Source organism: Achromobacter insolitus, from assembly GCF_002209555.1.
Taxonomy (GTDB): domain Bacteria; phylum Pseudomonadota; class Gammaproteobacteria; order Burkholderiales; family Burkholderiaceae_B; genus Achromobacter; species Achromobacter insolitus.
In genome coordinates this window covers 130,503-154,461 of record NZ_NJIF01000011.1, presented here as the reverse complement: position 1 = coordinate 154,461, position 23,959 = coordinate 130,503, and the positions used below count along the sequence as shown (strand labels likewise).

Genomic DNA, 23,959 nt, shown 5'->3' with positions numbered 1-23,959 from the left:
CCGCACGCTCGACGTGCGGCGCCGGCTGCCCTGGCCGTGGCGCACCGCCGCCGCGGCTTTTCGGAAATCGACGCGACACCTGTCCGCCCGCCGCCTACTATGTTCGACATCTCGCTTTCCGCCTTGCTCGCCCAACTGCTGGTGGGCCTGATCAACGGCTGCTTCTACGCCATCCTGAGCATGGGGCTGGCCATCATTTTCGGCCTGCTCAACATCGTCAATTTCACGCACGGCGCCCAGTTCATGATGGCGGCGTTCCTGGCCTGGATCGGCTTCACGCAGCTGCCGCAGCTGCTGGGGCCGGGCGTCCAGATCAACTTCTGGGCCGCGTTGATCCTGGCGCCACTGCTGGTGGGGCTGGTGGGCATCGCGATCGAGAAGACACTGCTTAAACGGCTATACCACCTGGATCACCTGTACGGTCTGCTGCTGACCTTCGGCATTGCGCTGATGATGGAAGGCGGCTTCCGCTACTTCTACGGCATCTCGGGCGTAGGGTACGAACCGCCCGAGATCCTGCAGGGCGGCTACGACCTGGGCTTTATGTTCCTGCCGGCCTACCGGGCCTTCGTGGTGGTCGCGTCCCTGACGCTGTGCTTTACGACCTGGTATTTGTTCGAGCGGACCCGCCTGGGCGCCATGCTGCGGGCCGGCACCGAAAATCCCAAGCTGCTGCAAGCTTTTGGGGTCAATGTGCCGGTGATGATCACCCTGACCTACGGCTTCGGCGTGGCGCTGGCCGGCGTGGCCGGCGTGCTGGCCGCGCCCGTCATGCAGATCAACCCGCTGATGGGTTCGAACTTGCTGAATATCGTGTTCGCAGTGGTCGTCATCGGGGGATTGGGCTCCATCATGGGCGCCATCGTCACCGGCTTGGCGCTGGGCCTGCTGGAAGGCCTGACCAAAGTGTTCTATCCCGAAGCCTCGACGGTGGTTGTGTTCATCGTGATGGCCATTGTTCTGCTGACACGCCCCGCGGGCCTGTTCGGCAAGGAGAAATAAGGTGCAGCGCATTCCCTCCTCGATCCGCATCCTGGCGCTGCTGCTGGTGCCGGCCCTGCTGGTGCCGTTCTTCCCGCAGATCGTCTACCCGGTGTTCGTCATGAAGGTGCTGTGCTTTGCGCTATTCGCGCTGGCCTTCAACCTGCTGACCGGCTTTACCGGCCTGGTGTCCTTCGGCCACGCCGCCTTCTTCGGCTGGGCAGGGTACGCGGCTGGCGAAATGATGATCCTGTTCGGCGCCCGCGGCCTGCCGCCCGAAATCGCCATGGCCTGCGGCGTGGCGATGGCCGCCGCCATCGGCTATGCGATCGGCTGGCTGGCGATCCGGCGCACAGGCATCTACTTCGCGATGATCACGCTGGCGCTGTCGCAAGTGGCGTATTTCATGGCGGTGCAGGTGGGTTGGACTCGCGGCGAGGACGGTATGCAAGGGATTCCGCGCGGCAAGTTCCTGGGCCTGGTCGACCTGAGCGTCGACACCAATATGTATTACTTCGCGCTGGCAGTCTTCGTACTGGGCTTCCTGTTCGTCTACCGGGTGATCCATTCGCCATTCGGCCAGGTGCTCAAGACCATCCGTGACAACGCGCCGCGCGCCATATCGCTAGGTTACGATACAGACCGGTGCAAGCTGCTGGCCTTCGTGCTGTCGGCGTCGGTGGCCGGCCTGGCCGGTTCGCTGAAGGCGCTGGTGCTCCAGCTGGTTGCATTGAACGACGTTTCGCTCGCCACCTCCACGGAAGTGCTGCTGATGACGCTGCTGGGCGGCATCGGCACGGTCTGGGGGCCTGTGGTGGGCGCGACGCTGGTCGTCAGCTTGCAGAATTACCTTGCCACCCTGGGCGACGTCGTCACCATCGTCATCGGACTGATTTTCGTGTTGTGCGTGTCGTTCTTCCGGCGCGGATTTGTCGGCGAATGGCTGGCCTACGCGCAGTGGCGCAAAACGAAGGAAAACAATAGTTGATGGCAGGAGCAGAATCCAAACGGCGAACCGCCGATGTGGCCTACGACCAGATCGAGAGCATGATCGCCACGCTGCAATTGCAGCCCGGCAGTGCGGTGGTGGAAGCGGATCTGGTGGAGAAGACCGGCCTGGGACGCACGCCGCTGCGCGAAGCGCTGCTGCGCATGGTGGCCGCCGGGTTGATACGCCAGGAGCCGAGGCGCGGCCTGCGCGTGTCCATGATCCAGCTCGCGGATCACATGGACCTGATCCAGACCCGCCGGGCACTCGAGCAACTGATCGCGGCCAGCGCCGCGCGCCGCGCCACTCCGGCTCAGCGCAGCCAGATCGTGGATTGCGCGGCGCAGATGATCCGCGCGGCCGAGGGCGGCAATCTCGACGACTACATGCACGCAGACCAGTTGCTGGATCACGTCTGCCACCAGGCATGCCGGAATGCTTCCGCGGTGAACGCGGTGGCGCCGCTGATCATCCAGTGCCGGCGCTTCTGGTATGCCTATCAGCACGAAGGCGACATTGCCGAAGGCGCGCGCCGCCACATGCTGATGGCCGAAGGCATCGCCACCGGCAACGAGTCCGCGGCCATCAAGGGCGCGGACTCGCTGATGGACTATCTGGAGATGTTCACGCGCAAGGTGATTGACGCGTGACGGCCGGGGCGGCCTGCCCATTGCGGCGGGCCAGCCACTGCATGACCCGGGGCCGCGAACGGTCATACGCCAGGTTGTAGAGGAAGGCATAGGGCAGGTAGAACAACACCAGTGCGATATCCAGGACAAAAGCCTGCCACAGGCTGATGTTCAACCACCATGCCGCCAGCGGGATCACGATCAGGATCAGGCCCAGCTCGAAGCCGAAGGCGTGCACCACGCGCAGCCGCAGCGTGCGGGTCCAGCCCATGCGGTTCTCGATGCGGTCAAAGCCGGCGTTGTAGATCATGTTCCAGACCAGCGCGATCCAGGCGATCACCGCAGTCAGCACGCCCATTTCGAACAGGGACTTGCCCATGGCCCAGGCGGCCGCCGGGGCACACAGCCCGATGGCGATGATTTCGAACAGAAATGCGTGGAGGAAACGTTCTTTAATGGATTTCTTGGCTTGCGTCATGACCCACCTGCGGTCGGTTGCTACTCAGTGGCAGGGATTCTCGACGCTATTTCCGTTACTATAAAGATAGATTTCATCGGAAAAACCGATACAACCGGACCCCCTGTCATGCGCCACTCCCTGGAATCCCTGGCGGCGTTCGCCCAGGTCGCCTCCGAAGGCACGTTTTCAGCCGCCGCCCGCAAGCTCGGGAAAAGCCAGTCCACCGTCAGCGAAACCATCGCCAACCTCGAGGTGGACCTGAACGTCACATTGTTCGACCGCAGCCAGCGCCAGCCTGTCCTGACCGAGGCGGGCCAGGTCCTGCTGGGCCAGGCTCTGCAAGTGCTGGCGGCCAACGACAGGCTGAACCGCAGCGCCAGCCAGTTGGCCGAAGGCCTGGAGCCTCGCCTGACGGTGGTGCTGTCCGACACGTTCCAATCGGAAACCTTCGAAACCATGCTCAGCCAGATCGACCAGCGCTATCCAGCCCTGCGCTTCGAATGCCTGATCGCCGAGTATGAGGACGTGGTGGCGCTGGTGCAGCAAGGCCGCGCCCACCTGGGTTTGATGGCTGCCCAGGACAGCTATCCGCCCGACGTGGCGCACGCCACCCTGGCCGAATTGTCGGAAATTGTGCTGTGCGTGGGCCGCAGCCACCCCTTGGCCCGGCTTGCCCAGGTCACCGAAGACCAGTTGAAATCCGAGCGCGCGCTGCGCCTGAGCACTTACGAACTGGGCGACAAGGAAACGGAGCCGGCCTATGCCACGTGGTCGGCGCCGGGCTATCTGATGCTATTGGAAATGGCCAGCCGCGGATTCGGCTGGACCGAATTGCCGCGCTGGATGATCCAGCGCTTCGGCCAGGATCAGCTGGTGGAACTGAAGGCGCCGGGCTGGCCGCGCCACATCCGCGTCGACGCCGTCTGGTCGCGGCGCCGCGCGTTGGGCCCGGCGGGCGCCTGGCTGCTGCAAAGCCTGACGGGCGTCTAGGCTGCTCCCGCAGCAAGCTTCGCGCGGGCCTCTCCGCGATCAGCGTGCCGTGGCCGGCAAACGCGAAATGTGCACGCCGTTGACGGTGAGCCAGTCGCCCAGCTTGGGGCTGGCCAGAACGTCGAATTCCGCGCGGCGCTGGCGCGACATGGCGCAGCCGTCCTTGCTGCCCAGGGCGGGATGACACATAAGCAGATCGCAGTCGCGCGCGTTGAATAGCCAGTTCTGCAACAGGTCCGCGTAGCGGCGCTTGCCACCTTCGAAGCCGTAGACTCCCAGCAGCCGGCGATTGGTGCGCATGCCGTCCTTGCGCGCCTGGCGCGCCAGCGCCGCGGACCCAAGCGCGCCAATGACGCGCGCCTTGATGGCTTCCTTCCAGGGAATGCCGAACTGCATGCCCGGCGCGGTCTGGCGCAGCCATGGCATGCGGGCCCCGTAACGGCGCTTGAGCAGTTGCAGCAAACGTTCGCGGATGCCGGGCAGTTGATGCACGTGCTGGTGGCCGTCGACGTAATCCGGCGCGCGACCAAATGCCGCCTCGAAGGCGTCGAACTGGCGTTCAAGCTGCGCCTCGATCCACACTGTGTCCAGGCGCCCCGCGTAGGCATTCAGGATCAGACGGCTCAGCGCCGGCATGGGTTCAGCGCCGGGCGCGAGCGCTTCGGTGAAGTTCACGTGCAGACCGATGTCCACGTTCATCGGCGCCAGCCGCTCTGCGTTCGCCGCGAACGAAGGGCCCAGCGCAAGGCAGCTGACCGCGCTCAGACGGCCCATGCCGGCCAGCGCAATCATGCCTTCATCGATATCGGCATTCATGCCAAAATCATCACCGCAGACCACGATACGTTTGCTCATCGCTATACCTTTGACTTCCCTTTCCCCACTGCTTTCATGCGCGCTCTGCTGCAACAAGTAAGCACCTTCATTGCTGTCGGATGCGCCGCCGCAGCCACCCATTGGGCTGTCGCCGTGGGGTGCGTCGAACTCTTGCGCATGCCGCCCCTGGCCGCCAACCTGGTCGGCTGGCTGATCGCATTCGCGGTTTCCTTCACCGGCCATTACCGGCTTACGTTCCGACATTCCAAAACTCCCTGGACGGTAGCAGCGCGCCGTTTCTTCTTTGTGTCAGCGGCGGGCTTCCTCATCAACGAAGCCGCGTACGCCTGGCTGCTGCACAACACTGCCATCCGCTACGACATCCTGCTCGCGCTGATCCTGCTCGGGCTCGCCGTCGCGACTTTCATCGTCAGCCGGTTTTGGGCGTTCCGCCACAAACCCGCTGCCTGAGGGCCGCATCCACGTCGACGCGCCACATTACGTACTTCACGCTGCTGGCCACCGGCGCCAGGCCCTGCAACGGCAAATAGACCGGGTTATCCGCCGCGGTGCCCCATACCCAATAGCGCGCCCCTTCCTCGGCAGTGCAAAGGCGCGCGTTGAACTCCGCGGGATTCAGCAGCACCTGTCCGCCCGTCGCCGGATCGAATTGGGCCGCGTCGTACAGCTCCTTGCGCCAGTTGTCCCGCACTGGCACCTCCGGGTTGTGCCAATCGTCCACCACCCACGCAGGCCGCACAGCCCTTGCATACAACGCCAGATCGAAGGGATAGGTGTGCAGCGACACGAAAGTGTCGTCCGGCCGCGCCTGCTCCCGCACCACCTTGGCCAAGGGCCCCGCGCTGCCGCGCGCATTGTGTGCGGCGACGCCCACGGCGATGACGCAGATCCCAGCCCCCACGGCCACGCTCAGGCGCACCAGGCGAGTGGCCGAGTCCGCATCGGCGCGCCGGGCGCCCTGGATCACTTCGGCCAGCAATAGAGCCAAGGGCGCCAGCGCCGGCAATACATAACCCACAAGCTTCGAATCCGGCAGCGAAAAAAATACGAGCACAACCGCAAACCACACCAATGCCAGGCGCCGCAGGCTACGCTGCGGACCTTCCCAGAATGCCTTGCGCAGAATTCCCCCGCCCCAAAGCGACCATGGCAGGCTGAGCCCGGCAAGGACCGGCAAGTAGAACCAGAACGGCTGCGCGTTGTTGAAGCCGCTGGCCGCGAAACGCTGCAGATGTTGATAGACGAAGAAGTAGTCGTAAAAGCCGGGATAGCGCTGCTGCATCAAGATGAACCATGGCGTCGCCACGGCGAAGAACACCAGCACCGCGGGGGGCCAGAGCAACGCGCCCAGACTGCGCCAGCGCCCCTCCCACACCAGCCAGATCAGCAGGATGGCGCCCGGCAGCACCAGTCCGATCAGGCCCTTGGCCAGTACCGCAAGCGCCGCCAGCGCGCCGGCCGCCAAAGACATGCCGCGCCAGGCCTCGCCACGCTCGAAGCGCAACGCCGCATCCGCGGCGGCCAGCACACATAACGTGATCAGGCCGGCCACCAGCATGTCCAGATTCGCGAACTGTGCGCCGCCATAGAAAAATGGCGTGGTGGCCAGGATCAGCGCCGTCAGCGCGGCGGTCGCGGCATCACGATGACGCCGCAGAAAGCAGTACAACGCCGCGGCAGCGGCCCACGCGGCCAGCCAGGAAGGCGCTCTCGCCGCCCAGGGATGCACGCCGAAAATCGAGAAAGACAGCTCCGTCAGCCAGTAAAAAAGCGGCGGCTTATGGAAATACGGCATGCCGTCCAGCAGGGGCACAGCATGCGAACCACTGCGCAGCATGTCCCAGGCTACGCCTGCGTAGCGGCCTTCATCGGGCAGCGTCAGCGGCCTGATCCACGCCAGAAACGTAAGCCACGCACCTATCGCGAGCAGGAAGCGTCCCGCCGGCGGGGTCCAATCGGAGCGCCGCCCGAAAGTCGTGGCAAACATGTCAGCCCAGGCCTTGGCCTGGCCGCGAAGCCCGGCCTTGGCGCCGGCGCACGACGAACAACGGACGCCCCTTCACTTCATCGAAGATCCGGGACACGTATTCGCCCACCACGCCCAGCGAAATCAGGTTCACCCCGGCAAAGAACAGCACCGCTGTCACGATGGTCGTCCAACCGGAGACCTCGTTGCCAAAGAACAGGTACTCGCCGACCAGGTAGACAGCATAGGACAGCGCCAGCACGGCGAACGCCACGCCGACCAGGCTGACCAGGCGCAGCGGCCAGGTGGTGAAGGCGGTCAGTCCGTCCAACGCCAGCCGGACCAGCCGCATGCTGCCGAAACGGCTATCGCCGTGCATGCGTTCGTCGGGCGTATAGGTCAGCGCCTCGCCCTTGAAACCAACCCAGGCGTACAGGCCCTTCATGAAACGGGTGCGTTCGGGCAACGCGATCAATGCATCCACCACGCTGCGGTCCATCAGCCGGAAATCGCCGGCGTGCGCCGGCACGTCCACGCCCCGCGCGCCGCTCAACAGTTTGTAGAACCAGCGCGCGCCGGCGCGCTTGGCCCAGGATTCGTCGGCCCGGGTCTCGCGCACGGCGTAAACCATTTCCGCCCCGGCCGCCCAACGGGCAAGCATCTGTTCGATCAGCGCGGGCGGATGCTGCAGGTCCGCGTCCAGGCAGATCACCGCGTTGCCACTGGCCGCTTCAAGACCGGCGCTGATCGCCGCTTCCTTGCCAAAGTTGCGCGACAGTTGCACATAGCGAAAGCCGTCATGTTCCGTCCATTCGGCCATCAGCGCTTCCGTGCCGTCCGTGCTGCCGTCATCGGCCACGATGATCTCCCAGCTCGTGCACAGCGTTTCCAGGCGGTTGCGCAGCAGCGGCAGCAACACTCGCAGGTTCTCGCATTCATTCAGGCAGGGAATGACGCAGGTCACGCAGGTGTCATACGGAACGGGAACCTCGGCCGCCGGCCATACCGCTTCCAGAGGAAACGACTTGGTCAATACTTGCGGGGAGACGGGTTCGGACCGGAACTGGATGTGCATGACTTTAAGCTCGGAATGCAGGACTATGGCGAGCAGTATGCGCAAGGGGTCGTTGAATTTTCATAAAATGCGCCGCGTCCTGAAAAGCCGGTAGTCCAGGGCGAATTCTAGGGAGCCGATCCCTGAAAACAATAAAGTCGCGTGAACCTGTGTCCCCAATTTGTGAAGCCCTGTAAAGCGAGGATCCGCTCGGGCATCGGTAAAATGCGCCCGAGTTCTTGTTTTCGCAGGTTGTCATGCAATATCAAGTCCGGCCCATGCAGGCCAGCGACATCGACGCCATCCTGGCCCTACAGACCCTGGCCTATCCCGGTTTCCTGCTGGAAAGCGCGGGCTTCTTCCAGAATCGCCTTGCGCTCGCCCCCGCCCATTGCTGGGTCGCGCAGGCACAGGCTTCCGCCAGCCAGGACGGCTTGCTGGGCTACTTGATTTCCTATCCTTGGGATTCCGGGCTGCCGCCCGCGCTAGACGTCGCGCTGGCCATGCTGCCGGCCGACGCCGATCACTGGTTTCTACACGACTGCGCCGTGGCGCCGTCGGCGCAAGGACTGGGCGTCGGCCAGGCACTGTTGCGCGCCGCCGCGGCCTGCGCGCATGAAGGCGGCCTGCGGCGGGCGAGCCTGGTGTCCCTGGAGTCCGCCGTGGGCTATTGGCAGCGCCACGGCTATCGGCCCGTCAGCGCGGACAGCGCCGATCTGGCCGAGAAACTCGCCGGCTACGGCCCGCGCGCGCAATACATGTCGCGCGCATTTCCGCTCTAACCGTTCCGGCCGCCTGCGGGCCACCCCCTGCCCGCCCGGCTCCGCGCCGCGCGCCGCCCCCCCTGCCCCCATGTACACCGCCCTCGCGGCGGACGTAACATAAGCCTCAGTCCGTGTGAGGCGGCAGGGTTCCAATAGCCAGAAAATTCACCGTGCCCTGACAGGGTGCAAAGGTATCTATGATCTCGCTTACGCCCGTTCAATCGCTGCTGGCATGCTGCCTCGTCCTGGTCATCGGACGTGTGCTCACCACACGCATCGGCGTCCTGGCGCGCTACAGCATTCCCGACCCCATCGTGGGCGGCCTGCTGTTCGCCGTGCTGGCGTACCTGCTGTCGACCTGGGGCGGCGTTTCCGTCTCGCTGGAAACCAGTATCAAGCCGACCTTGCTGCTGCTGTTCTTCGGCAGCATCGGCCTGACCGCCAACCTGAAGCTGCTGGCCAAGGGCGGCCCGCGGCTGATCGCCTTCCTGCTGGCCCTGATCCCGTTCCTGGTGCTGCAGAACGCGGTGGGGCTGGGCATGGCCTGGCTGCTGGACATGCATCCGCTGATGGGTCTTCTGGGCGGCACCATCACGCTGGTGGGCGGACACGGCACGGGCGCCGCCTATGCCACGCGTTTTGCCGACTTCAACAACATCCAGGACGTCATGGCGCTGGCGATGACCTCCGCCACCCTGGGGCTGGTGCTGGGCGGCGTCGTGGGCGGACCGGTGGCCGAATGGATCATGCGGCGGCACAAATTGGCCGGCAGCCTGGACCATGTTCCCGGCGACGGCCACGAAGCCCCCGACCTCATGGAACACGCCCCGGCCTCCACCGCGGGCTCCTACATTGTGTCCCTGACCGCGGCGCTGGTCTGCCTGGTCGTCGGGGGGTACCTGGCCGCGCTGGTCGAGGACGCCCCGGTCAGCCTGCCCAACTTTCTGTGGTGCCTGGCCACCGGCGTGCTCATCCGCAATGGCGGCGAACGGCTGGGCCTGAAGCTGGACGACCGTGCCACCGAAATCATCGGCACCATATCGCTGTCTCTGTTCCTGGGCATGACGATGATGACGCTGGACCTGTCCAGCGTGGCGCGACTGGCCGGCCCGCTGGCGCTGATGCTGGCGGTGCAAACTCTGGTGTGCGCGGTGTACGCCGCCTGGGTGGTGTTCCGCATGCTCAAGCGCGACTACGAGGCGGCCATCATGTCGGCCGCGTTCTGCGGCTTTGCGCTGGGCGCAACGGCCACCGCCATCGCCAACATGCAGGCGTTGACGCGGCGCCACGGCCCCGCGCCGGAAGCGTTCATCGTCGTGCCGGTCACCGGCGCCTTCCTGGTCGACATCCTGAATGTGATCGTGCTGACGTCGCTGATCTCCTTGCCGTTCGTGGGGGGTATGTGACCATGTTCAAACGCCTCGTCATTCTGAGTCTTTGCCTGGTGCTGGCGGCCTGCGGCCGGGCGCCGGATACCGACGCCCTGCGGGCCGATGTCGAACACAGCCTGACCACCGCCTACGGCGCGGGCCTCTTCCGGATCGCGGAACTCACGCGCATGGGGTCGGCATCGGATAGCAGCGCCCCGGCGGGTGAAACCCGCCGCGTCGTCTATTACGACGTCGAACTGGATCTTGGACGCGACATCACCCTGGGCGCCTGGGACCAGCCCGGCGCCGCCGCGCTGGTAACGCTGCTGGGCGCCGGCCCGCGCAGCATCAGCGGGGTGAAATCCGGAGGCAACCAGGCCGGCGATCGCATCGTGGCACACGCCAGCGCCATCTATCGCAAGGACGGCGACAGCTGGAAGCTGGTGACGCCGGCCGGATTCAAAGCGGCGGCGGCGCCTAACCTGGACACCGGCGCGCCGCCGCCCGTCACGCGCCAACTGCTGGACACGTTGGACCAGATCACCCATTCCGTTTCCTACAGCGCCTCCAGCACCGCACAACACGTGGTGCAGCAGGAACTGGAACGTTCGGTGGCGCGCATCAACGGCCGGCTCGCCCGCCTGCAACAGGGCTACCCCCTGGCGGGCGGCCCGGACCGCGGTGAGTACGTGGCGTTCGCGCGGGCCCTGAGCGACGTGGCGCGCAAGCAGCAGATCCGGGTCTCGCCGCTGATCACCGGCGGCGGCGTCGAAAACATCGCGCTGCTGCGCAGCGGCGACGCCGTGGTCGGGCTGGCGCAGGCCGACACGGCGCGGCTTGCCTACGACGGCAAGGGACCATTTGCGGAGCAAGGCCCATTCACCGGCCTGCGCGCGCTGGGCAGCCTGTATCCGGAGCTCGTCCACATCGTGGTGCGCGACGACGCCGCCTTGCGCGGGGTGCGCGACCTCAAAGGCAAGACCATCGCCCTCGGACCGAAAGGCTCGGCAGTGCGCGCCACGCTGGAAAACGTGCTGGCTGCCCACGGCCTGCAGGCCGGCCGCGACTACACGGTTGTCGACACGCCGTTCACGGAGTCCCTGCCGGCACTGAATTCCGGCACGGTCGACGCTGCCGCCCAGGTGATCGGCGTGCCCGCCACGCCCTTGCGCGATGCCCTGACCCAGGCCCGCCTGAAACTGCTGCCTCTGGACCCCGCCGCCATCAAGACGTTGACGGCGGCGGACGACGCGCTGATGCCGCTGGACATTGCGGCCGGCACCTATCCCAATCAGCGCGAATCGATACCCACGGTAGGCATGGCGGCGCTGTTGCTCACCACCGCCGACCTTACCCGGGACGAAGCCCTGGTGATCGTGCGCGCGGTCTATGTGACGGGACAGGACCTGCTGGCGGCGGGATCGGCCCAGGGCGCCCAGGTCGGCCTGGCCACTGCCAGGCTCGGCCTGACCGTGCCGCTGCATGACGGCGCCCAGGAAGGGCTGGCCAAGCTCGAGCAGGGCAAACCCCACTGAAGCCGGTTGCGCTTATGATTGCGCTCCCTACCAGGAATTTCCATGAATAAATTCGATCTGCAGAAAAACCAGGCCCTGAAGCTGGCCGGCCAGCTCAAGCAAGCCGCCACGCCGGACCGCTTCGGCACCGCCTCGCAAGTGCTCGACCGCCGCGAACAGCGCAAGCTGGACCAGGCCGCCGGCCTGGTGCCGTTCCCGCTCAAACTGAGCCAGGCTCATGCCGACAAGCTGCGCGCCCTGGCCGCAGAGCGCGGCGTGTCCACCAACGACATCGTGGCCGAAGTGCTGCAGAACGCGCTGGACAAGTAAGCGCAATGCACATTTGGGTCGATGCGGACGCCTGCCCCGCAGTCATCAAGGACATCCTGTTTCGCGCCGCCCAGCGCTGGCAGGTGCCGCTGACGCTGGTCGCCAACCAGATGCTCTATACCCCGCCCTCTCCGCTGATCCGCGCGGTCCAGGTGCCGCGCGGCTTCGATGTCGCCGACGCCCATATCGCCGAACGAGCGGCCCAGGGCGACCTGGTGATCACCGGTGACATCCCGCTGGCTGCGCAAGTGCTGGAAAAAGGCGCGATGGCCCTGAACCCCCGTGGCGAGCGCTATTCGCCGGGAACCATACGGGAACGGCTGGCGCTGCGGGACATGATGGAAGAACTGCGGGCAAGCGGCGTCGATACCGGCGGCCCGGCGTCATTCAGCCAGGCCGACCGCAAGGCGTTCGCCAACCAGTTGGACAGCCTGCTTGCGCGCGCGGCGCGCAAGGCGCAAACAGGCTGAATCCCGACCGCCCGGGACTGGTCGTCAATAGAAAGTGATGTAGGCCTTGTAGATGATCGTGCCCAGGGCCGTGATGAGGCCAATGCCCATCAGCCCCATCCCTAGATTACGGTCGCGCAGCCCGAAGCCGATCAGCATGAGCGCCACGCCGGCGCCGATGATGATCAACATGGTGGTGGTGTGCTCGGACATGACCTTCTCCTGTTCGCCTACGCCTGGCCCCACGGGCCAAAGCCTTTGTTATCAATGATAGTCAGGCTTGCATGCGACGCGGCTCAATCGATGAGAGTCCGCTTGCGTCAAATCAAGAGAAGGGTAATGAAAGGGACGGTTCAGCGCAATGGTCTGCGCGCCATGGACAAAGCGCCCTGATTGGAATGCGGGCGAAGAACCCTCCCCGCGCGCAAAAAACAACGCAAAAAACAAAAAAGCCAACCTCGCGGCTGGCTTTCTTTGCTTTGGTCTGCTTTTGCTTTGCGTCTGCTTGAACAGCTTTTAACCTTGGGACGCCGACAACGATAAGTCTGGAACCACCGGAGCTTACGTTATCTTCCAAGGGTCTTTGGTGGGTAGTACTGGGTTCGAACCAGTGACCCCTGCCGTGTGAAGGCAGTGCTCTACCACTGAGCTAACCACCCCGAAAGAGGCGAAATATTAGCACGTTTTTTTGAACGCGTGCAAGTCGCCAGGAAAAAAACTTCAAGCGGCCGCCACCGGTGCTTCGATTTTGCGCCAGGTGCACTCCCCGCCCACGGACTTATCCAGGGCAGCGAGATAGTTTTCGTGCTCGGCCAGCTCGGCCTCGCTGGCCTTGATCACGGGCAGGCCCGACGCGTCGAAGCGAGTCAGTTCAAGACCGATGCCGCCGCCACTATTGCCGTCGTCCACGTCGATCAGCAGCGCGTCCTGGCCGCGGGTCATGGCCAACCAGACTTCCGCCAGCAGCTGCGAGTCCAGCAATGCGCCGTGCAGCGTCCGATGGGCATTGGAAATGCCGAACCGGTCGCACAGCGCATCCAGCGAGTTGCGCTTGCCGGGGAACAGCGAACGCGCGTGCAGCAGCGAATCGGTGACCGTCTCGCAGTAGTCGGTGACCGGGCCTCGCCCGGTCTTGGCGAGTTCGGCGTTGAAGAACTTGACGTCGAACGCCGCGTTGTGCGCGATCAGTTCGGCGCCCTGGATGAACTTCACGAACTCGTCCGCGATGTCGGCAAAGCGGGGCTTGTCGGACAGGAACTCCGTGGTCAGGCCGTGCACCGCCAAGGCCTCGGGATCGCTGTCGCGGTCCGGGTTCAGATAGATGTGCAGGTTGTTGCCGGTGGTCATCCGGTTGACCATTTCCACGCAGCCGATCTCGACGATGCGATGCCCCTGGGCAGGGTCCAGTCCGGTGGTTTCAGTGTCAAAGATGATCTGGCGCATAACTTATTCCGACGCTTGGGCTGGCGAGGCGGGCTGCGTGCGCGGCGCCGGATCGGGGTCCGGATGATGCGCTGCGCTGCCGGCCTGGCCGGGTTTCTTGCGTGCGGTGGCGATCAAGGTGTAGGCCACCGGCACGACGAACAAGGTCAGTAGTGTACCCAGCATCAGCCCGCCCACCAGGACCCAGCCGATTTGCTGGCGCGATTCCGCACCCGCGCCCGTGGACAGCGCCAGCGGCACGGTGCCCAGCACCATGGCGCCGGTGGTCATCAGGATGGGACGCAGGCGCAGCACGCTGGCCTCGACCACCGCCTCGAACAACTCCTTGCCCTCATCGCGCAGCTGATTGGTGAATTCGACGATCAGGATGCCGTGCTTGGTGATCAGCCCAACCAGCGTGATCAGGCCGATCTGGCTGTAGATCGACAAGGTGCCGCCGGTCAGCCACAAAGCCAGCAACGCGCCCGTCATGGACAACGGCACCGACAGCATGATGATGAACGGGTTGCGCCAGCTTTCGAACTGCGCGGCCAGCACCAGGTAGATAAAGGCCAGCGCCATGGCGAACACCAGGTAGATGCTGCCCGAGGAATCGCGGAACTCGCGCGACTGGCCGTCCAGATCGGTGATGATGGTGTTGGGCAGTACATCGCGAGCCACCTGGTGCATGTGCGCCAGCACTTCGCCCAAGGCATAGCCCGGGGCCACCGCGCCATCGATCTTCACCGCGCGCAGGCGATTGAAGTGGTTCAGCGACTGCGGCGACACGCCCTCGTGCACACCCAGCAGGTTGTCCAGCTGGACCATGCTGCCGTCGCGCGCCCGCACGTAGATGCCGGAGATGTCGGTGGGATTGGCGCGGTCGCGGGGCGTCACCTGCACGATCACGTCGTACTGCTCGCCTTCGTCCTTGTAGCGGGTGACCTGGCGGCCACCCAACATGGATTCCAGCGTGCGGCCCACGGTATCCACGTTGGCGCCCACGTCGGCCATCTTGTCGCGGTCCACGCGCACCCGCAATTCCGGGGTGTTCAGGCGCAGGTCCGTGTCCAGGTTGATCAGGCCGGGATACTTGCGCAACTCGGCGAGGAAAACCTCGGTCAGGCGCGACAGCTCCGCATACGAGGCCTGGCTCATGATGATGAATTCGACCGGTTTGGAACGCGCCGACTGGCCCAGCGACGGCGGGTTGGTCGGAAATGCCCGCACCCCCGGCAGCGAGGCGAACTGCGGCTGCAGCTGCTGGGTGATGGCCTGCTGTTTGCGGCTGCGTTCTTCCCAAGGCTTCAGACGCAGGATGGCGGTGCCGTCCGTCACGGTCGGAAAGCCCACTGTCACCTGGCTGCCGCTGGCTTCCGCGATGTCGGCGTAGAACTTTTCAATGCCCAGCATGCTTTCCAGCGTGTAGTTCAGCGTGGCGCCTTCGGGCGAACTGACGATGCCGAACACGACGCCGCGGTCCTCGATGGGGGCCAGCTCGCTCTTGACCACTTTGAACAGCACGCCGCTCGCGGCCGCCACCGCCAGTCCGATGGCCACCACCACCCAGCGGTAGCGCAGGGCCAGCCCCAGCGCGCGCCGGTAACCGTTGCTCATGCCGTTGAGCCAGCCTTCGATCAGGTTGTACCAGCGGCTGTGGCTGCTCTGGTGGCGCAGCAGTACCGAGCACATCATGGGTGTGAGCGTCAGCGCCACAAAGCCGGACACCAGCACGGCGCCGGCCAGCGCCAGCGCAAACTCGATGAAGAGCCGTCCGGTGCGGCCCGTTGCGAAGGCCAGCGGGGCGTACACGGTGACCAGGGTCATGGTCATTGCGACCACCGCAAAGCCGATCTCGCGCGAACCGCGCAGGGCGGCCTCCTTGCGCGGCATGCCCTCTTCAATGTGGCGGAAGATGTTCTCCAGCACCACGATTGCATCGTCCACCACCAGGCCGATGGCCAGCACCATGGCCAGCAGCGTCAGCGTGTTGATGGAAAAGCCGAACAGATACATCAGCGCACAGGCGCCCACCAGCGACACCGGAATGGTGACAATGGGAATGATGCTGGCGCGCAGGTTGCGCAAAAAGAAGAAAATCACCAGCACCACCAGGACGATGGCCTCGCCGATGGTGTGGAACACGGAATCGATGGAACGCTCGATGAACACCGACGAGTCGTATGCGATGTTCAGCTTCATGCCGGCCGGCAGGTTCTCGTTCAGGCGCGCCACTTCCTCTCGCGCCGCCTTGGACAGTTCCAGCGGATTGGCGGTGGATTGGCGCGTCACGCCGATGTTGATGGCGGGTTTGCCATTGAATCGCGACAGCACACGGTCGCTGGCGGCGGCGATCTCCACGTTGGCCACGTCGCGCATGCGCACCGGGTAGCCTTTGACGTTGGCGACGATCACGTTCTCGAATTGCGCCGGCGTCTGCAGGTCCGTGGAAGACACCACCGAGAACTCGCGGGCGCGCGATTCGATGCGGCCGGCCGGGATCTCCACGTTCTGACTGCGCAGCGCCGCTTCCACATCCTGAACGGTCAGGCCGTAGGCCGCGAGCTTGTCGCGGTCCACGTAGATGCGCATGGACGGCAGGCGTTCGCCAAAGACACGCACTTCCGCCGCGCCGGGCAACACCGACAAGCGGGTCTTGATGTAGCGGTTGATGTAGTCCGAGGTCTGGATCGCGGAATACGAACCGGACTCCACCGCAATGTAGATAATGGGCTGCGAGTCGGCCTCGACCTTGCCGATGATGGGCTCGTCGATCTCGTCGGGCAGGAAACGGCGGGCGCGCGAGACCTTGTCGCGGACTTCCGCGGCCGCGGCATCCGGATCGCGCGACAGGTTGAACTTGATGTTGATCAGGCTGCGTTCCGAGCGGCTGCGCGAGGTCATCACGTCCACGCCCTCGATGCCGGCCAGCTGGTCTTCCAGCGGCTTGGTCACCTGCGATTCGATCACCTCGGGCGAAGCGCCCTTGTAGGTGGTATCCACCGAAACGATGGGCTCATCGATCTTGGGGTACTCACGCACCGTCAGGCGCGAGTACGAAATCAGGCCGATCAGCACGATGATTAGCGACAGAACCGATGCGAACACCGGCCGCTTGATGCAGGTTTCCGAGATACGCATTGCGTTACCGCCACATAGGGAAAAGGGCCGGCGTCACGTGCCGCTGGCCAGAACGGTCACCGCGGCGCCGTCCGTTACCCGCTGCAAGCCCGACACCACCAGTTGGTCGCCTGCCGCCACTCCGGTCAGGATCTCGACGCGACCCTCGCGGCGCTCGCCGATGGTGACTTCGCGCCGCTCGGCCGTGCCGTTTTTGATCCGGTAGACATACTGCGTCGCGCCCGAGGGCGACAACGCGGCTTCCGGCGCGACCAGCGCCTTGTCCTGGCTGAACTGCAGCTGCACGCGGGCAAACATGCCCGGGCGCAGCACCGCATCCTTGTTGGCGACCGTGGCGCGCAGCAGGATGGAACGGCCCCCGGCGTCGACCAGCGGGCTGACCGCATAGACCATGCCCTGGCGCTCCTGGCCGGGCAGCGCGTCCATGCGCAGCGTCAACTGCTGGCCTACGCCCACCTTGCTCAGATACATCTCGGGAACGCGAAAGTCCACCTTGAGCGGATCGATCGCCTCCAATGGGGCCAGGTCCTGGCCCTGGTTGACGTAGTCGCCCACCGACACGCTGCGCAAACCCGCAATGCCGCCAAACGGCGCCGAAATCGTCATCTTGTCCAGCCGCGCCTGCGCCAGCGCCACGGCGGCTTCCTGCACCTTCAGCGTGCTGGCGGCCTCGTCACGGGCCTGCTGGCTCACGAAACCCTTTCCTTGCAGCTCCACCGAACGCCGGTAGTGGCTCTGCGCCAAGGTCAGGTTGGCGCGCGCCTGGGCCAGCTCGGCGCGCGGCACGGAATCGTCCAGGCGGATCAGCACGTCGCCGCGCTTGACCGGCTGGCCTTCCTTGAAATCGATGGACTGGATGCGGCCGGCGACCTCGGGCCGCAGCACCACAGACTCATCCGAACGCAGGCTGCCCACGGCCGAAATACCGCGCGCGAAAGGAATTTCCTGGACGACGGCAACTTCTACCCGCACAGGCGCGGCGCGCGTGACCAGGGGCGCTTGAACGGCGCCGGGCTGTGGACTGACGGTTCCGAAGGCGAGCCAGCGCGGCACATAAACGCCGAGCGCGGCCCCCGCGGCCACCCCTGCCGCTACGGCGGCGAGCAGTACTGCTTTTTTCATGCGCGAATGTGGCGGTATTGCGGCGCGGGCCAGGCATGCCCCCACGCGGACTGCGCCGCAGTAACTGGAATGAGGGTTGGCACTTTAGCACCCGGATTTACATACTGGAACAATCCTGAAGCCGGATGAAAGAACTAAATCCGCCCTTCAAGGCGGATTTGAGGGTATATCCCGATGCCCTCAGCCGCGCCGGGCCGATTCCACGCCCAGATTGGCCAGTTGGTCGGCCCGTTCATTGCCAGGATCGCCGGCGTGCCCGCGGACCCAACGCCAGGACACGGTGTGGCGCTGCACCTGCTCGTCCAGCAATTGCCAGAGTTCGGCGTTCTTGACCGGCTTTTTATCGGCCGTCATCCAGCCGCGCCGTTTCCAGTTGGCCAGCCATTCGGTCATGCCCTTCATCACGTACTGGGAGTCCGTGTGGATGATGACCGCGCAGGGGCGCTTCAACGCGCGCAGGCCCTGGATGACCGCCAGCAATTCCATCCGGTTGTTGGTGGTCTGGAGTTCGCCGCCATGCAACGTCTTTTCGTGGCTGCCGGCGCGCATGAGCACCCCCCAGCCGCCCGGACCGGGATTGCCCTTGCAGGCGCCATCGGTCCACATTTCCACTTTCTGCTCGTTCGGTTTGTCGTCCTGCATGGTGCTGCTTGGTAATCCTTGCTAAAAATTTGCCCCGCGGCGCGGGGCTCTGCCCTTCAGCGGCGGTCATCCGCCTGGCGGTTGACCACCACCGACGCGGCGCGGGCGCGCTTGGGCTTGGCTTTCTTCCAGGCCGGGCCGATGATACGCATGCCGGCCACCCGCTTGACGGCCGACACCAGATAGACCGCTCCGCCCACGCTCCACCAGCGAGCGCCCGCCGATTCCAGGAAGGACCAGCGCTGCAGCCACTTTTCACTTCGGCAGGCTGGCGCGTAGCAGCCGAAATGACTGGCCTCGACTTCCAGCGACAGCAGCTTGAACCAGTCCTTCAAGCGCGGCAAAGACACCTGGGACGCCGGCGGCTGCGGCAGCCAGGGCTCCATGCCGGGCATGCGCGTGCGCGCGCCCCACATGCTCCAGGGGTTGAAGCCCGAGATCACGACCCGACCTTCCGGAACCAGCACGCGTTCGACCTCGCGCAGCACGTTGTGAGGATCGTCCGCGCACTCGAAGGCATGCGGCAGGATGAGCAGGTCCACGCTCTGCGATTCGAACGGCAGGGCCTCGGGTTCAGCCAGCACCACTCGCGACTGCCAGCCGGCCGCGCTCTCGGCGGACGGGGTCTCGGTGCCCACGTAGCCCTTGAAGGGCATGCGGTTGGCACGCAGCAGATTCATGTCCGCCAGGCCGACCTGCCAGGCGTAATATCCAAACACGTCCGCGACAGCCGCGTCGAACTGCGCCCGCTCCCAGGCCAGGACGTATTGTCCCGGCGGCGTCTGGAACCATTCGGCCAGTTCTACAATCGGCGGAGTATCTTCTGCCACGTTCTATTCCTTCGAATCCCATGCAAGCCTTGACCGCCCCCACAGGCGGCCGCGATCGCAACGCCGCGGTCTTGCCTCTACCCGCCTTCAACGACAACTACATCTGGGCCATCGTCCGTGGCGGCGACGCCGCCGTGGTGGATCCAGGCGACGCCGGCCCCGTGCTGCAATTGCTCGACCAACTTGGCCTGAGACTGCGCGCCATTCTACTCACGCACCATCACGGCGACCATGTGGGCGGTGTACCGGAATTGTCCCGCATCGAGGGCATTACCGTATACGGCCCCGCGCGCGAACAGCTGCCGCGCTGCGACGTGCGCCTGGCGCAAGGCGACCGCGTGGCCATTCCCGAACTGGACCTGGATCTTGCCGTGCTGGACGTGCCGGGACACACCGCCGGCCACATCGCCTATTTCGGCCGCGCGGCCGGCCAGGAGCCGGTTTTGTTCTGTGGCGACACCCTGTTTGCGGCGGGCTGCGGCCGTCTTTTCGAAGGCACTCCGGCGCAAATGTATGATTCTTTAGGGAAATTTGCCGTTTTACCGCCAGATACACAGGTTTTTTGCGCACACGAGTACACTCTAGCGAACTTGCGCTGGGCCTTGGCAGTCGATCCGGCCAACCGCAGCCTGCAACAATGGCACCAGCAGGCCCAGCAATTACGAGCAGAAGGTCTTCCCACGCTTCCGTCCACAATCGGACAGGAACGCGCGGCCAATCCGTTTTTGCGCACGCAAGAAGTTGAGGTCGTCCGCGCAGCTGAGCGCCGGGCCGGCCACAGCCACGCTACGCCGGTAGAGGTTTTTGCCTCCCTTCGTGAATGGAAGAACGATTTCAAGTGACAGCCTGATGAATCTATCCCGACTCCTTCTGCCGCTCATGCTGGCAGTCCTCGCCGGTTGCGCAGGAACCAAAGCCCCCGATAGCAAGAACCTCACCACCAATTCCCAAGGGCGATACATCGCCCGCGACACGTCCCGGACGGTGGACCTGACCAACCCGCCCGCCGACGCCTGGGACCGCATCCGCCGCGGTTTCGCCATCCCCAACCTGAACACCGACCTCTCGCAGCAGTGGACCGACTATTACGCGTCCCACCCCGAGTCGGTGCAGCGCATGGCCGAACGCGCCGGCAAGTACCTGTATTTCATCGTCGACGAGATCAACCGCCGCGGCCTGCCGACCGAGCTCGCGCTGCTGCCCTTCGTCGAAAGCGCCTACAACCCCACCGCGCTGTCGCGCGCGCAGGCCTCGGGCCTGTGGCAGTTCGTGCCGGCGACCGGCCAGCACTTCAACCTGAAGCAGGACTGGTGGCGCGACGAGCGCCGCGACCCCATCGCCTCGACCAACGCGGCGCTGGATTACCTGGAAAAGCTGTTCGAAATGCAGGGCGACTGGTACCTGGCGCTGGCCTCGTACAACTGGGGCGAAGGCTCCGTGCAGCGCGCCATGGCCAAGAACGAAGCGGCCGGCCAGGGCACGGACTACCTGTCCCTGAACATGCCCGACGAAACCCGCAACTACGTGCCCAAGTTGCAGGCCATCAAGAACATCATCGCCGATCCGCAGCGCTATGCGGTGGCCCTGCCTCCGGTGGGCAACACGCCCTACTTCGTAACGGTCCAGAAGAACAGCGACATCGACCTGGAAATCGCCGCCAAGCTGGCCGAAATGCCGCTGGACGAGTTCAAGGCGCTGAATCCCTCGTTCAACCGTCCCGTCATCCGTGGCGATCACGGCCCCACCCTGCTGCTGCCGGCCGACCGCGTCGAGGTCTTCAACGCCAACCTGACCAATTACAAGGGCGACCTCAGCGCCTGGAAGATCTACCACTCTCGCCGCGGCGAATCCTACGCCTCGATTGCCAAGCGCTTCGGCATCAGCGAAGCCACGTTGCGCCAGACCAACGACATCGGCTCGCGCCAGAAGTCCGCATCCGGCCAATCCCTGCTGGTGCCGGGCGAGCCTGGCTCGGGCGGCGTGCAACTGGCCTCGCTGGCTACGCCGGTGGGCGCGCTGGACGCTGCTCCCTCGGACAACAAGGCCGCCGCGCCGCGCGGCCGCGCCGCCCAAGCGCCCGCCGCCCGCGTCGCCAGCGCCCGCCCCAATGTCCGTACCCACAAGGTGCGCCAGGGCGACACGCTGTTCTCGCTGGCCAAGCAGTACGGCACCTCGGTGGACGCGCTGCGCGCGCTCAACAACATCAAGGGCAGCGCCCTGAAAGTGGGCTCGCAGTTGCGCGTGCCGGGCACCAACGCCCGAGGCTGATCGCGGCTTGCATGAAAAAACGCGTCCCCGGGGACGCGTTTTTTTATGCCCGGCCGCCCGCTAATGGGACCGTGCCGCTAATGGGACTGTGCCGCTAATGGGACTGCGCCGCGAACTGGGCGCGCCATTGCGCCAGCTGGGCAGCCGTTACGCCCACGCCACCGCACAGGATGACTGCGACCGAACGCGCGTTGCGCAGGAATTCCGAGTCGCTGTCCAACGCCGCCACCGACACGCCGCAAGCCGGTTCAACCAGGATCCGATGCTCCAGCAGCACGTCCTCGCAGGCCGCCACGGCAGCAGCGTCCGATACGACCACGCTCTCAATGGGGTGCTCTTGCGCCAGCTCCAGCGCGCGGCCGCAAACCTGGCGCGCGCCCAAGGACGTCGCAATGGAGGTGATCTCGGGCAGCAGGACAGGCGCTCCCGCCCGCAGGGCCTGGGCGTAGGAATCCGCGCCGGCGGTCTCGGCCGCGATCACCGGCACATCGGCCCAGCCATTGCGCCGCAGGCCTTCGACCACGCCGCACAGCAGCCCGCCGCCGCCGACCGAGCAGATGACCAGGTCCGGCCGCCCGCCTTGCCTGGCGAGCTCGTCGATCATGGTCGCATGCCCATCCCAGAGCAAGGGGTCATCGAAAGGGTGCAGGAACGCATCTGCCGCGGTCATGAGCTCCAGCGCCCTGGCATTGGCCTCCATCCAGGATGCGCCATGCACAATGACTTCGGCACCCTCGGAGCGGATCAGGCTTCGGGCGCGTTCCGAGGTCGTGGCCGGCACCACCACAATCACAGGCGTGGCCAGCATGCGGCCGGCGTAGGCCACCGCATAGCCGGCATTGCCGCCGGACGAGGAAATGAAGCGCCGGGCGCCGCGCGACTTGTAGATCTGGCACGCATGGCCTATGCCGCGAGCCTTGAACGAGCCGCTAGGCTGCAACGCCTCCATCTTGAATCGCACGTCCTTGCCGCTGCGCAGGGAATAGGCACGGGAAGCGAGCGCCGGAGTTTCAATATGAATTGCCATGTTCTGTATCAGGGAAAAGTGAATCTGGGCCGCACGTCAGGCCCGGCTGGCCACCACGCAGCAGACATTGCCGGGCACGACGATGCCGGGATGCCGTTTGGCGAAAACGACGCCGCTGGCACCGTAAAGCAATTCGACCGGCGCGCGCTGTGGATCGAAGATCTGGTGGATGCGGCCCGCCGGCTGGCCCGCCTCCACCGATACCCCGTGTCGATGGTACGCCTCGAACACGCCCCGCTCCGAAGCGATGACGTAGGACTTGGCGCCCGTAACCTTGTGCAAAGGCGCGGGCTGCCCGTCCAGGGGCTGGGCGCAAGCCTGATCCAGCACGCCCCAATGCGCCAGCACGCGCAAGGCCCCGGCGCGGCACAGCTCGAGCGCGCTGTCCGTCACGGTGCCGCGCCCCGCCATCTCGGTACTGACACAGGTAAGCCCCGCGGCCACGGCCGTGGCGACGCTGGTGCGCGTATCGCCCAACGTGTCCAGCAGCACGTTGAACGGCGCGCCGAACGCCAGCACCGCATCGGTGTTGCGCTGGGTCTGTTGCGCATCGGCCGAAGGCTGAACCAGGGCGCTGGGAATGATGTCCAGGGACGAACCGCCCGAATGCAGGCTGAGGAACGCGTCGCCGCGCGGGAACAGCTCGTCGCTGACGTACGCGGCAATCTGTTCCGTAATGCTGCCGGCGTGATCGCCGGGAAATGAGCGGTTCAGGTTCTTGCCATCCAGCGGCGAGGTGCGCCGGCCGGCCTCCGCCGCCGGCGCATTGAGCGAAGGCATGATGATCAGCCGGCCCCGGACACGTTCCAGCGGCAGGTCGCGGATGAATTCGCCCAGCACGATCTGTCCTTCGTACTCGTCCCCGTGGTTGCCGCCTTCCAGGATGACGGTGGGTCCGTCGCCATTCGCCAGCACCGCCATGGGAATGCGCACGGTGCCCCATGCATCCTCGTGCGGCGACTGAGGAATGTGCAGGAAGCCCGCCTGGCGTCCAGGCGCGTCGAGATCGATGTCAGTGAACGCCGTCGCGCAGTGCGGATTGCGCGCAGGCACATGCGCAACCCGCCGGTCACGCAAAAACGGCGATTCGCGGAATGTCGGTTTCGTCATAGACCGTTTAGGTATACGTTATTGGGATCAACGAGAAAATATAGGTATTTGAAGGGATGGCAACA

At 65.2% G+C, this 23,959-nt stretch carries 24 protein-coding genes and 1 tRNA gene; 12 read left to right on the top strand and 13 right to left on the bottom strand.

All coding sequences use genetic code 11. From position 1 onward, the window contains the following. Positions 1-99: 99 nt before the first annotated feature. Genes CEY08_RS25955 through CEY08_RS25945 form a run of 3 tightly spaced genes read left to right on the top strand, consistent with a single transcriptional unit; the run spans position 100 to position 2,619 of the window. On the top strand, positions 100-1,002 hold the full coding sequence (locus CEY08_RS25955; protein WP_063639730.1) for a branched-chain amino acid ABC transporter permease: 903 nt from the start codon (positions 100-102) through the stop codon (positions 1,000-1,002). A gap of 1 nt (position 1,003) precedes the next feature. Further along, a complete protein-coding gene (locus CEY08_RS25950; RefSeq protein ID WP_076816313.1) occupies positions 1,004-1,969 on the top strand; it encodes a branched-chain amino acid ABC transporter permease in 966 nt (321 codons plus the stop codon). Next, positions 1,969-2,619, top strand: coding sequence for a GntR family transcriptional regulator (locus tag CEY08_RS25945; protein WP_063639732.1), 651 nt, complete (start codon positions 1,969-1,971; stop codon positions 2,617-2,619). Before CEY08_RS25950 ends, CEY08_RS25945 begins: the two co-directional genes overlap by 1 nt. Here CEY08_RS25945 and CEY08_RS25940 read toward each other — a convergent pair. Further along, positions 2,594-3,076: a multidrug/biocide efflux PACE transporter gene (locus tag CEY08_RS25940; protein WP_042796370.1), complete on the bottom strand. Its 483-nt coding sequence runs from the start codon at positions 3,074-3,076 to the stop codon at positions 2,594-2,596. The two genes, CEY08_RS25945 and CEY08_RS25940, sit on opposite strands and share 26 nt — an antisense overlap. Positions 3,077-3,184: 108 nt before the next feature. On the opposite strand from CEY08_RS25940, the gene CEY08_RS25935 reads away from it, so the two are divergent. Further along, on the top strand, positions 3,185-4,048 hold the full coding sequence (locus tag CEY08_RS25935; RefSeq protein WP_063962529.1) for a LysR family transcriptional regulator: 864 nt from the start codon (positions 3,185-3,187) through the stop codon (positions 4,046-4,048). Between the two features lie 39 nt (positions 4,049-4,087). Here CEY08_RS25935 and CEY08_RS25930 read toward each other — a convergent pair whose 3' ends face one another. After that, positions 4,088-4,903, bottom strand: a complete 816-nt coding sequence (locus CEY08_RS25930; RefSeq protein WP_076816315.1) for a ChbG/HpnK family deacetylase — start codon at positions 4,901-4,903, stop codon at positions 4,088-4,090. Between the two features lie 36 nt (positions 4,904-4,939). On the opposite strand from CEY08_RS25930, the gene CEY08_RS25925 reads away from it, so the two are divergent. Continuing rightward, on the top strand, positions 4,940-5,335 hold the full coding sequence (locus CEY08_RS25925; RefSeq protein WP_082884516.1) for a GtrA family protein: 396 nt from the start codon (positions 4,940-4,942) through the stop codon (positions 5,333-5,335). On the opposite strand, the gene CEY08_RS25920 is transcribed toward CEY08_RS25925, so the two are convergent. Together CEY08_RS25920 and CEY08_RS25915 are read right to left on the bottom strand one after the other, a co-directional pair. Continuing rightward, entirely contained in the window at positions 5,295-6,872 is a 1,578-nt protein-coding gene (locus CEY08_RS25920; protein ID WP_063962528.1) for a glycosyltransferase family 39 protein, read from the bottom strand. The genes CEY08_RS25925 and CEY08_RS25920 overlap by 41 nt on opposite strands. A 1-nt stretch (position 6,873) precedes the next feature. Continuing rightward, entirely contained in the window at positions 6,874-7,926 is a 1,053-nt protein-coding gene (locus tag CEY08_RS25915) for a glycosyltransferase family 2 protein (protein ID WP_076818009.1), read from the bottom strand. A gap of 257 nt (positions 7,927-8,183) precedes the next feature. Between CEY08_RS25915 and CEY08_RS25910 the strand changes: the two genes are divergently transcribed. The 5 genes from CEY08_RS25910 (at position 8,184) to CEY08_RS25890 (ending at position 12,353) form a co-directional block, all read left to right on the top strand. Continuing rightward, complete coding sequence (locus CEY08_RS25910; RefSeq protein WP_042797543.1) at positions 8,184-8,687, top strand: GNAT family N-acetyltransferase; 504 nt, start codon at positions 8,184-8,186, stop codon at positions 8,685-8,687. A 179-nt stretch (positions 8,688-8,866) separates the two neighbouring features. Then, entirely contained in the window at positions 8,867-10,075 is a 1,209-nt protein-coding gene (gltS, locus tag CEY08_RS25905) for a sodium/glutamate symporter (protein WP_063639735.1), read from the top strand. Continuing rightward, positions 10,072-11,574, top strand: a complete 1,503-nt coding sequence (locus CEY08_RS25900) for a TAXI family TRAP transporter solute-binding subunit (RefSeq protein ID WP_063639736.1) — start codon at positions 10,072-10,074, stop codon at positions 11,572-11,574. Before gltS ends, CEY08_RS25900 begins: the two co-directional genes overlap by 4 nt. Before the next feature lie 42 nt (positions 11,575-11,616). Next, positions 11,617-11,883, top strand: coding sequence for a hypothetical protein (locus CEY08_RS25895; RefSeq protein ID WP_042796367.1), 267 nt, complete (start codon positions 11,617-11,619; stop codon positions 11,881-11,883). 5 nt (positions 11,884-11,888) lie between these two features. Then, positions 11,889-12,353, top strand: coding sequence for a YaiI/YqxD family protein (locus CEY08_RS25890; protein WP_076816318.1), 465 nt, complete (start codon positions 11,889-11,891; stop codon positions 12,351-12,353). Positions 12,354-12,377: 24 nt separating this feature from the next. Here the strand turns inward: CEY08_RS25890 and CEY08_RS25885 are convergent, their stop codons facing one another. The 7 genes from CEY08_RS25885 to CEY08_RS25855 form a co-directional block, all read right to left on the bottom strand. Next, complete coding sequence (locus tag CEY08_RS25885; protein ID WP_042796365.1) at positions 12,378-12,545, bottom strand: hypothetical protein; 168 nt, start codon at positions 12,543-12,545, stop codon at positions 12,378-12,380. Positions 12,546-12,916: 371 nt separating this feature from the next. Further along, positions 12,917-12,991: transfer RNA gene (locus tag CEY08_RS25880), tRNA-Val, on the bottom strand. A 61-nt stretch (positions 12,992-13,052) separates the two neighbouring features. Then, entirely contained in the window at positions 13,053-13,775 is a 723-nt protein-coding gene (dnaQ, locus tag CEY08_RS25875; protein ID WP_076816321.1) for a DNA polymerase III subunit epsilon, read from the bottom strand. A 3-nt stretch (positions 13,776-13,778) separates the two neighbouring features. Then, on the bottom strand, positions 13,779-16,895 hold the full coding sequence (locus CEY08_RS25870; RefSeq protein WP_042796363.1) for an efflux RND transporter permease subunit: 3,117 nt from the start codon (positions 16,893-16,895) through the stop codon (positions 13,779-13,781). A 33-nt stretch (positions 16,896-16,928) separates the two neighbouring features. Next, a complete protein-coding gene (locus CEY08_RS25865; RefSeq protein ID WP_042796362.1) occupies positions 16,929-18,017 on the bottom strand; it encodes an efflux RND transporter periplasmic adaptor subunit in 1,089 nt (362 codons plus the stop codon). Between the two features lie 180 nt (positions 18,018-18,197). Next, complete coding sequence (gene rnhA, locus CEY08_RS25860) at positions 18,198-18,659, bottom strand: ribonuclease HI (RefSeq protein WP_042796361.1); 462 nt, start codon at positions 18,657-18,659, stop codon at positions 18,198-18,200. 56 nt (positions 18,660-18,715) lie between these two features. Beyond that, positions 18,716-19,489: a class I SAM-dependent methyltransferase gene (locus CEY08_RS25855; RefSeq protein ID WP_042796360.1), complete on the bottom strand. Its 774-nt coding sequence runs from the start codon at positions 19,487-19,489 to the stop codon at positions 18,716-18,718. 20 nt (positions 19,490-19,509) lie between these two features. On the opposite strand from CEY08_RS25855, the gene gloB reads away from it, so the two are divergent. Next, entirely contained in the window at positions 19,510-20,331 is an 822-nt protein-coding gene (gloB, locus tag CEY08_RS25850; protein ID WP_076816323.1) for a hydroxyacylglutathione hydrolase, read from the top strand. A 7-nt stretch (positions 20,332-20,338) separates the two neighbouring features. Further along, on the top strand, positions 20,339-21,757 hold the full coding sequence (locus tag CEY08_RS25845; protein WP_042796358.1) for a transglycosylase SLT domain-containing protein: 1,419 nt from the start codon (positions 20,339-20,341) through the stop codon (positions 21,755-21,757). A gap of 94 nt (positions 21,758-21,851) precedes the next feature. On the opposite strand, the gene CEY08_RS25840 is transcribed toward CEY08_RS25845, so the two are convergent. Continuing rightward, positions 21,852-22,784, bottom strand: a complete 933-nt coding sequence (locus tag CEY08_RS25840) for a pyridoxal-phosphate dependent enzyme (protein ID WP_076816325.1) — start codon at positions 22,782-22,784, stop codon at positions 21,852-21,854. A 36-nt stretch (positions 22,785-22,820) separates the two neighbouring features. Continuing rightward, a complete protein-coding gene (locus CEY08_RS25835; RefSeq protein ID WP_063639743.1) occupies positions 22,821-23,894 on the bottom strand; it encodes a succinylglutamate desuccinylase/aspartoacylase family protein in 1,074 nt (357 codons plus the stop codon). Positions 23,895-23,959 lie beyond the last annotated feature (65 nt).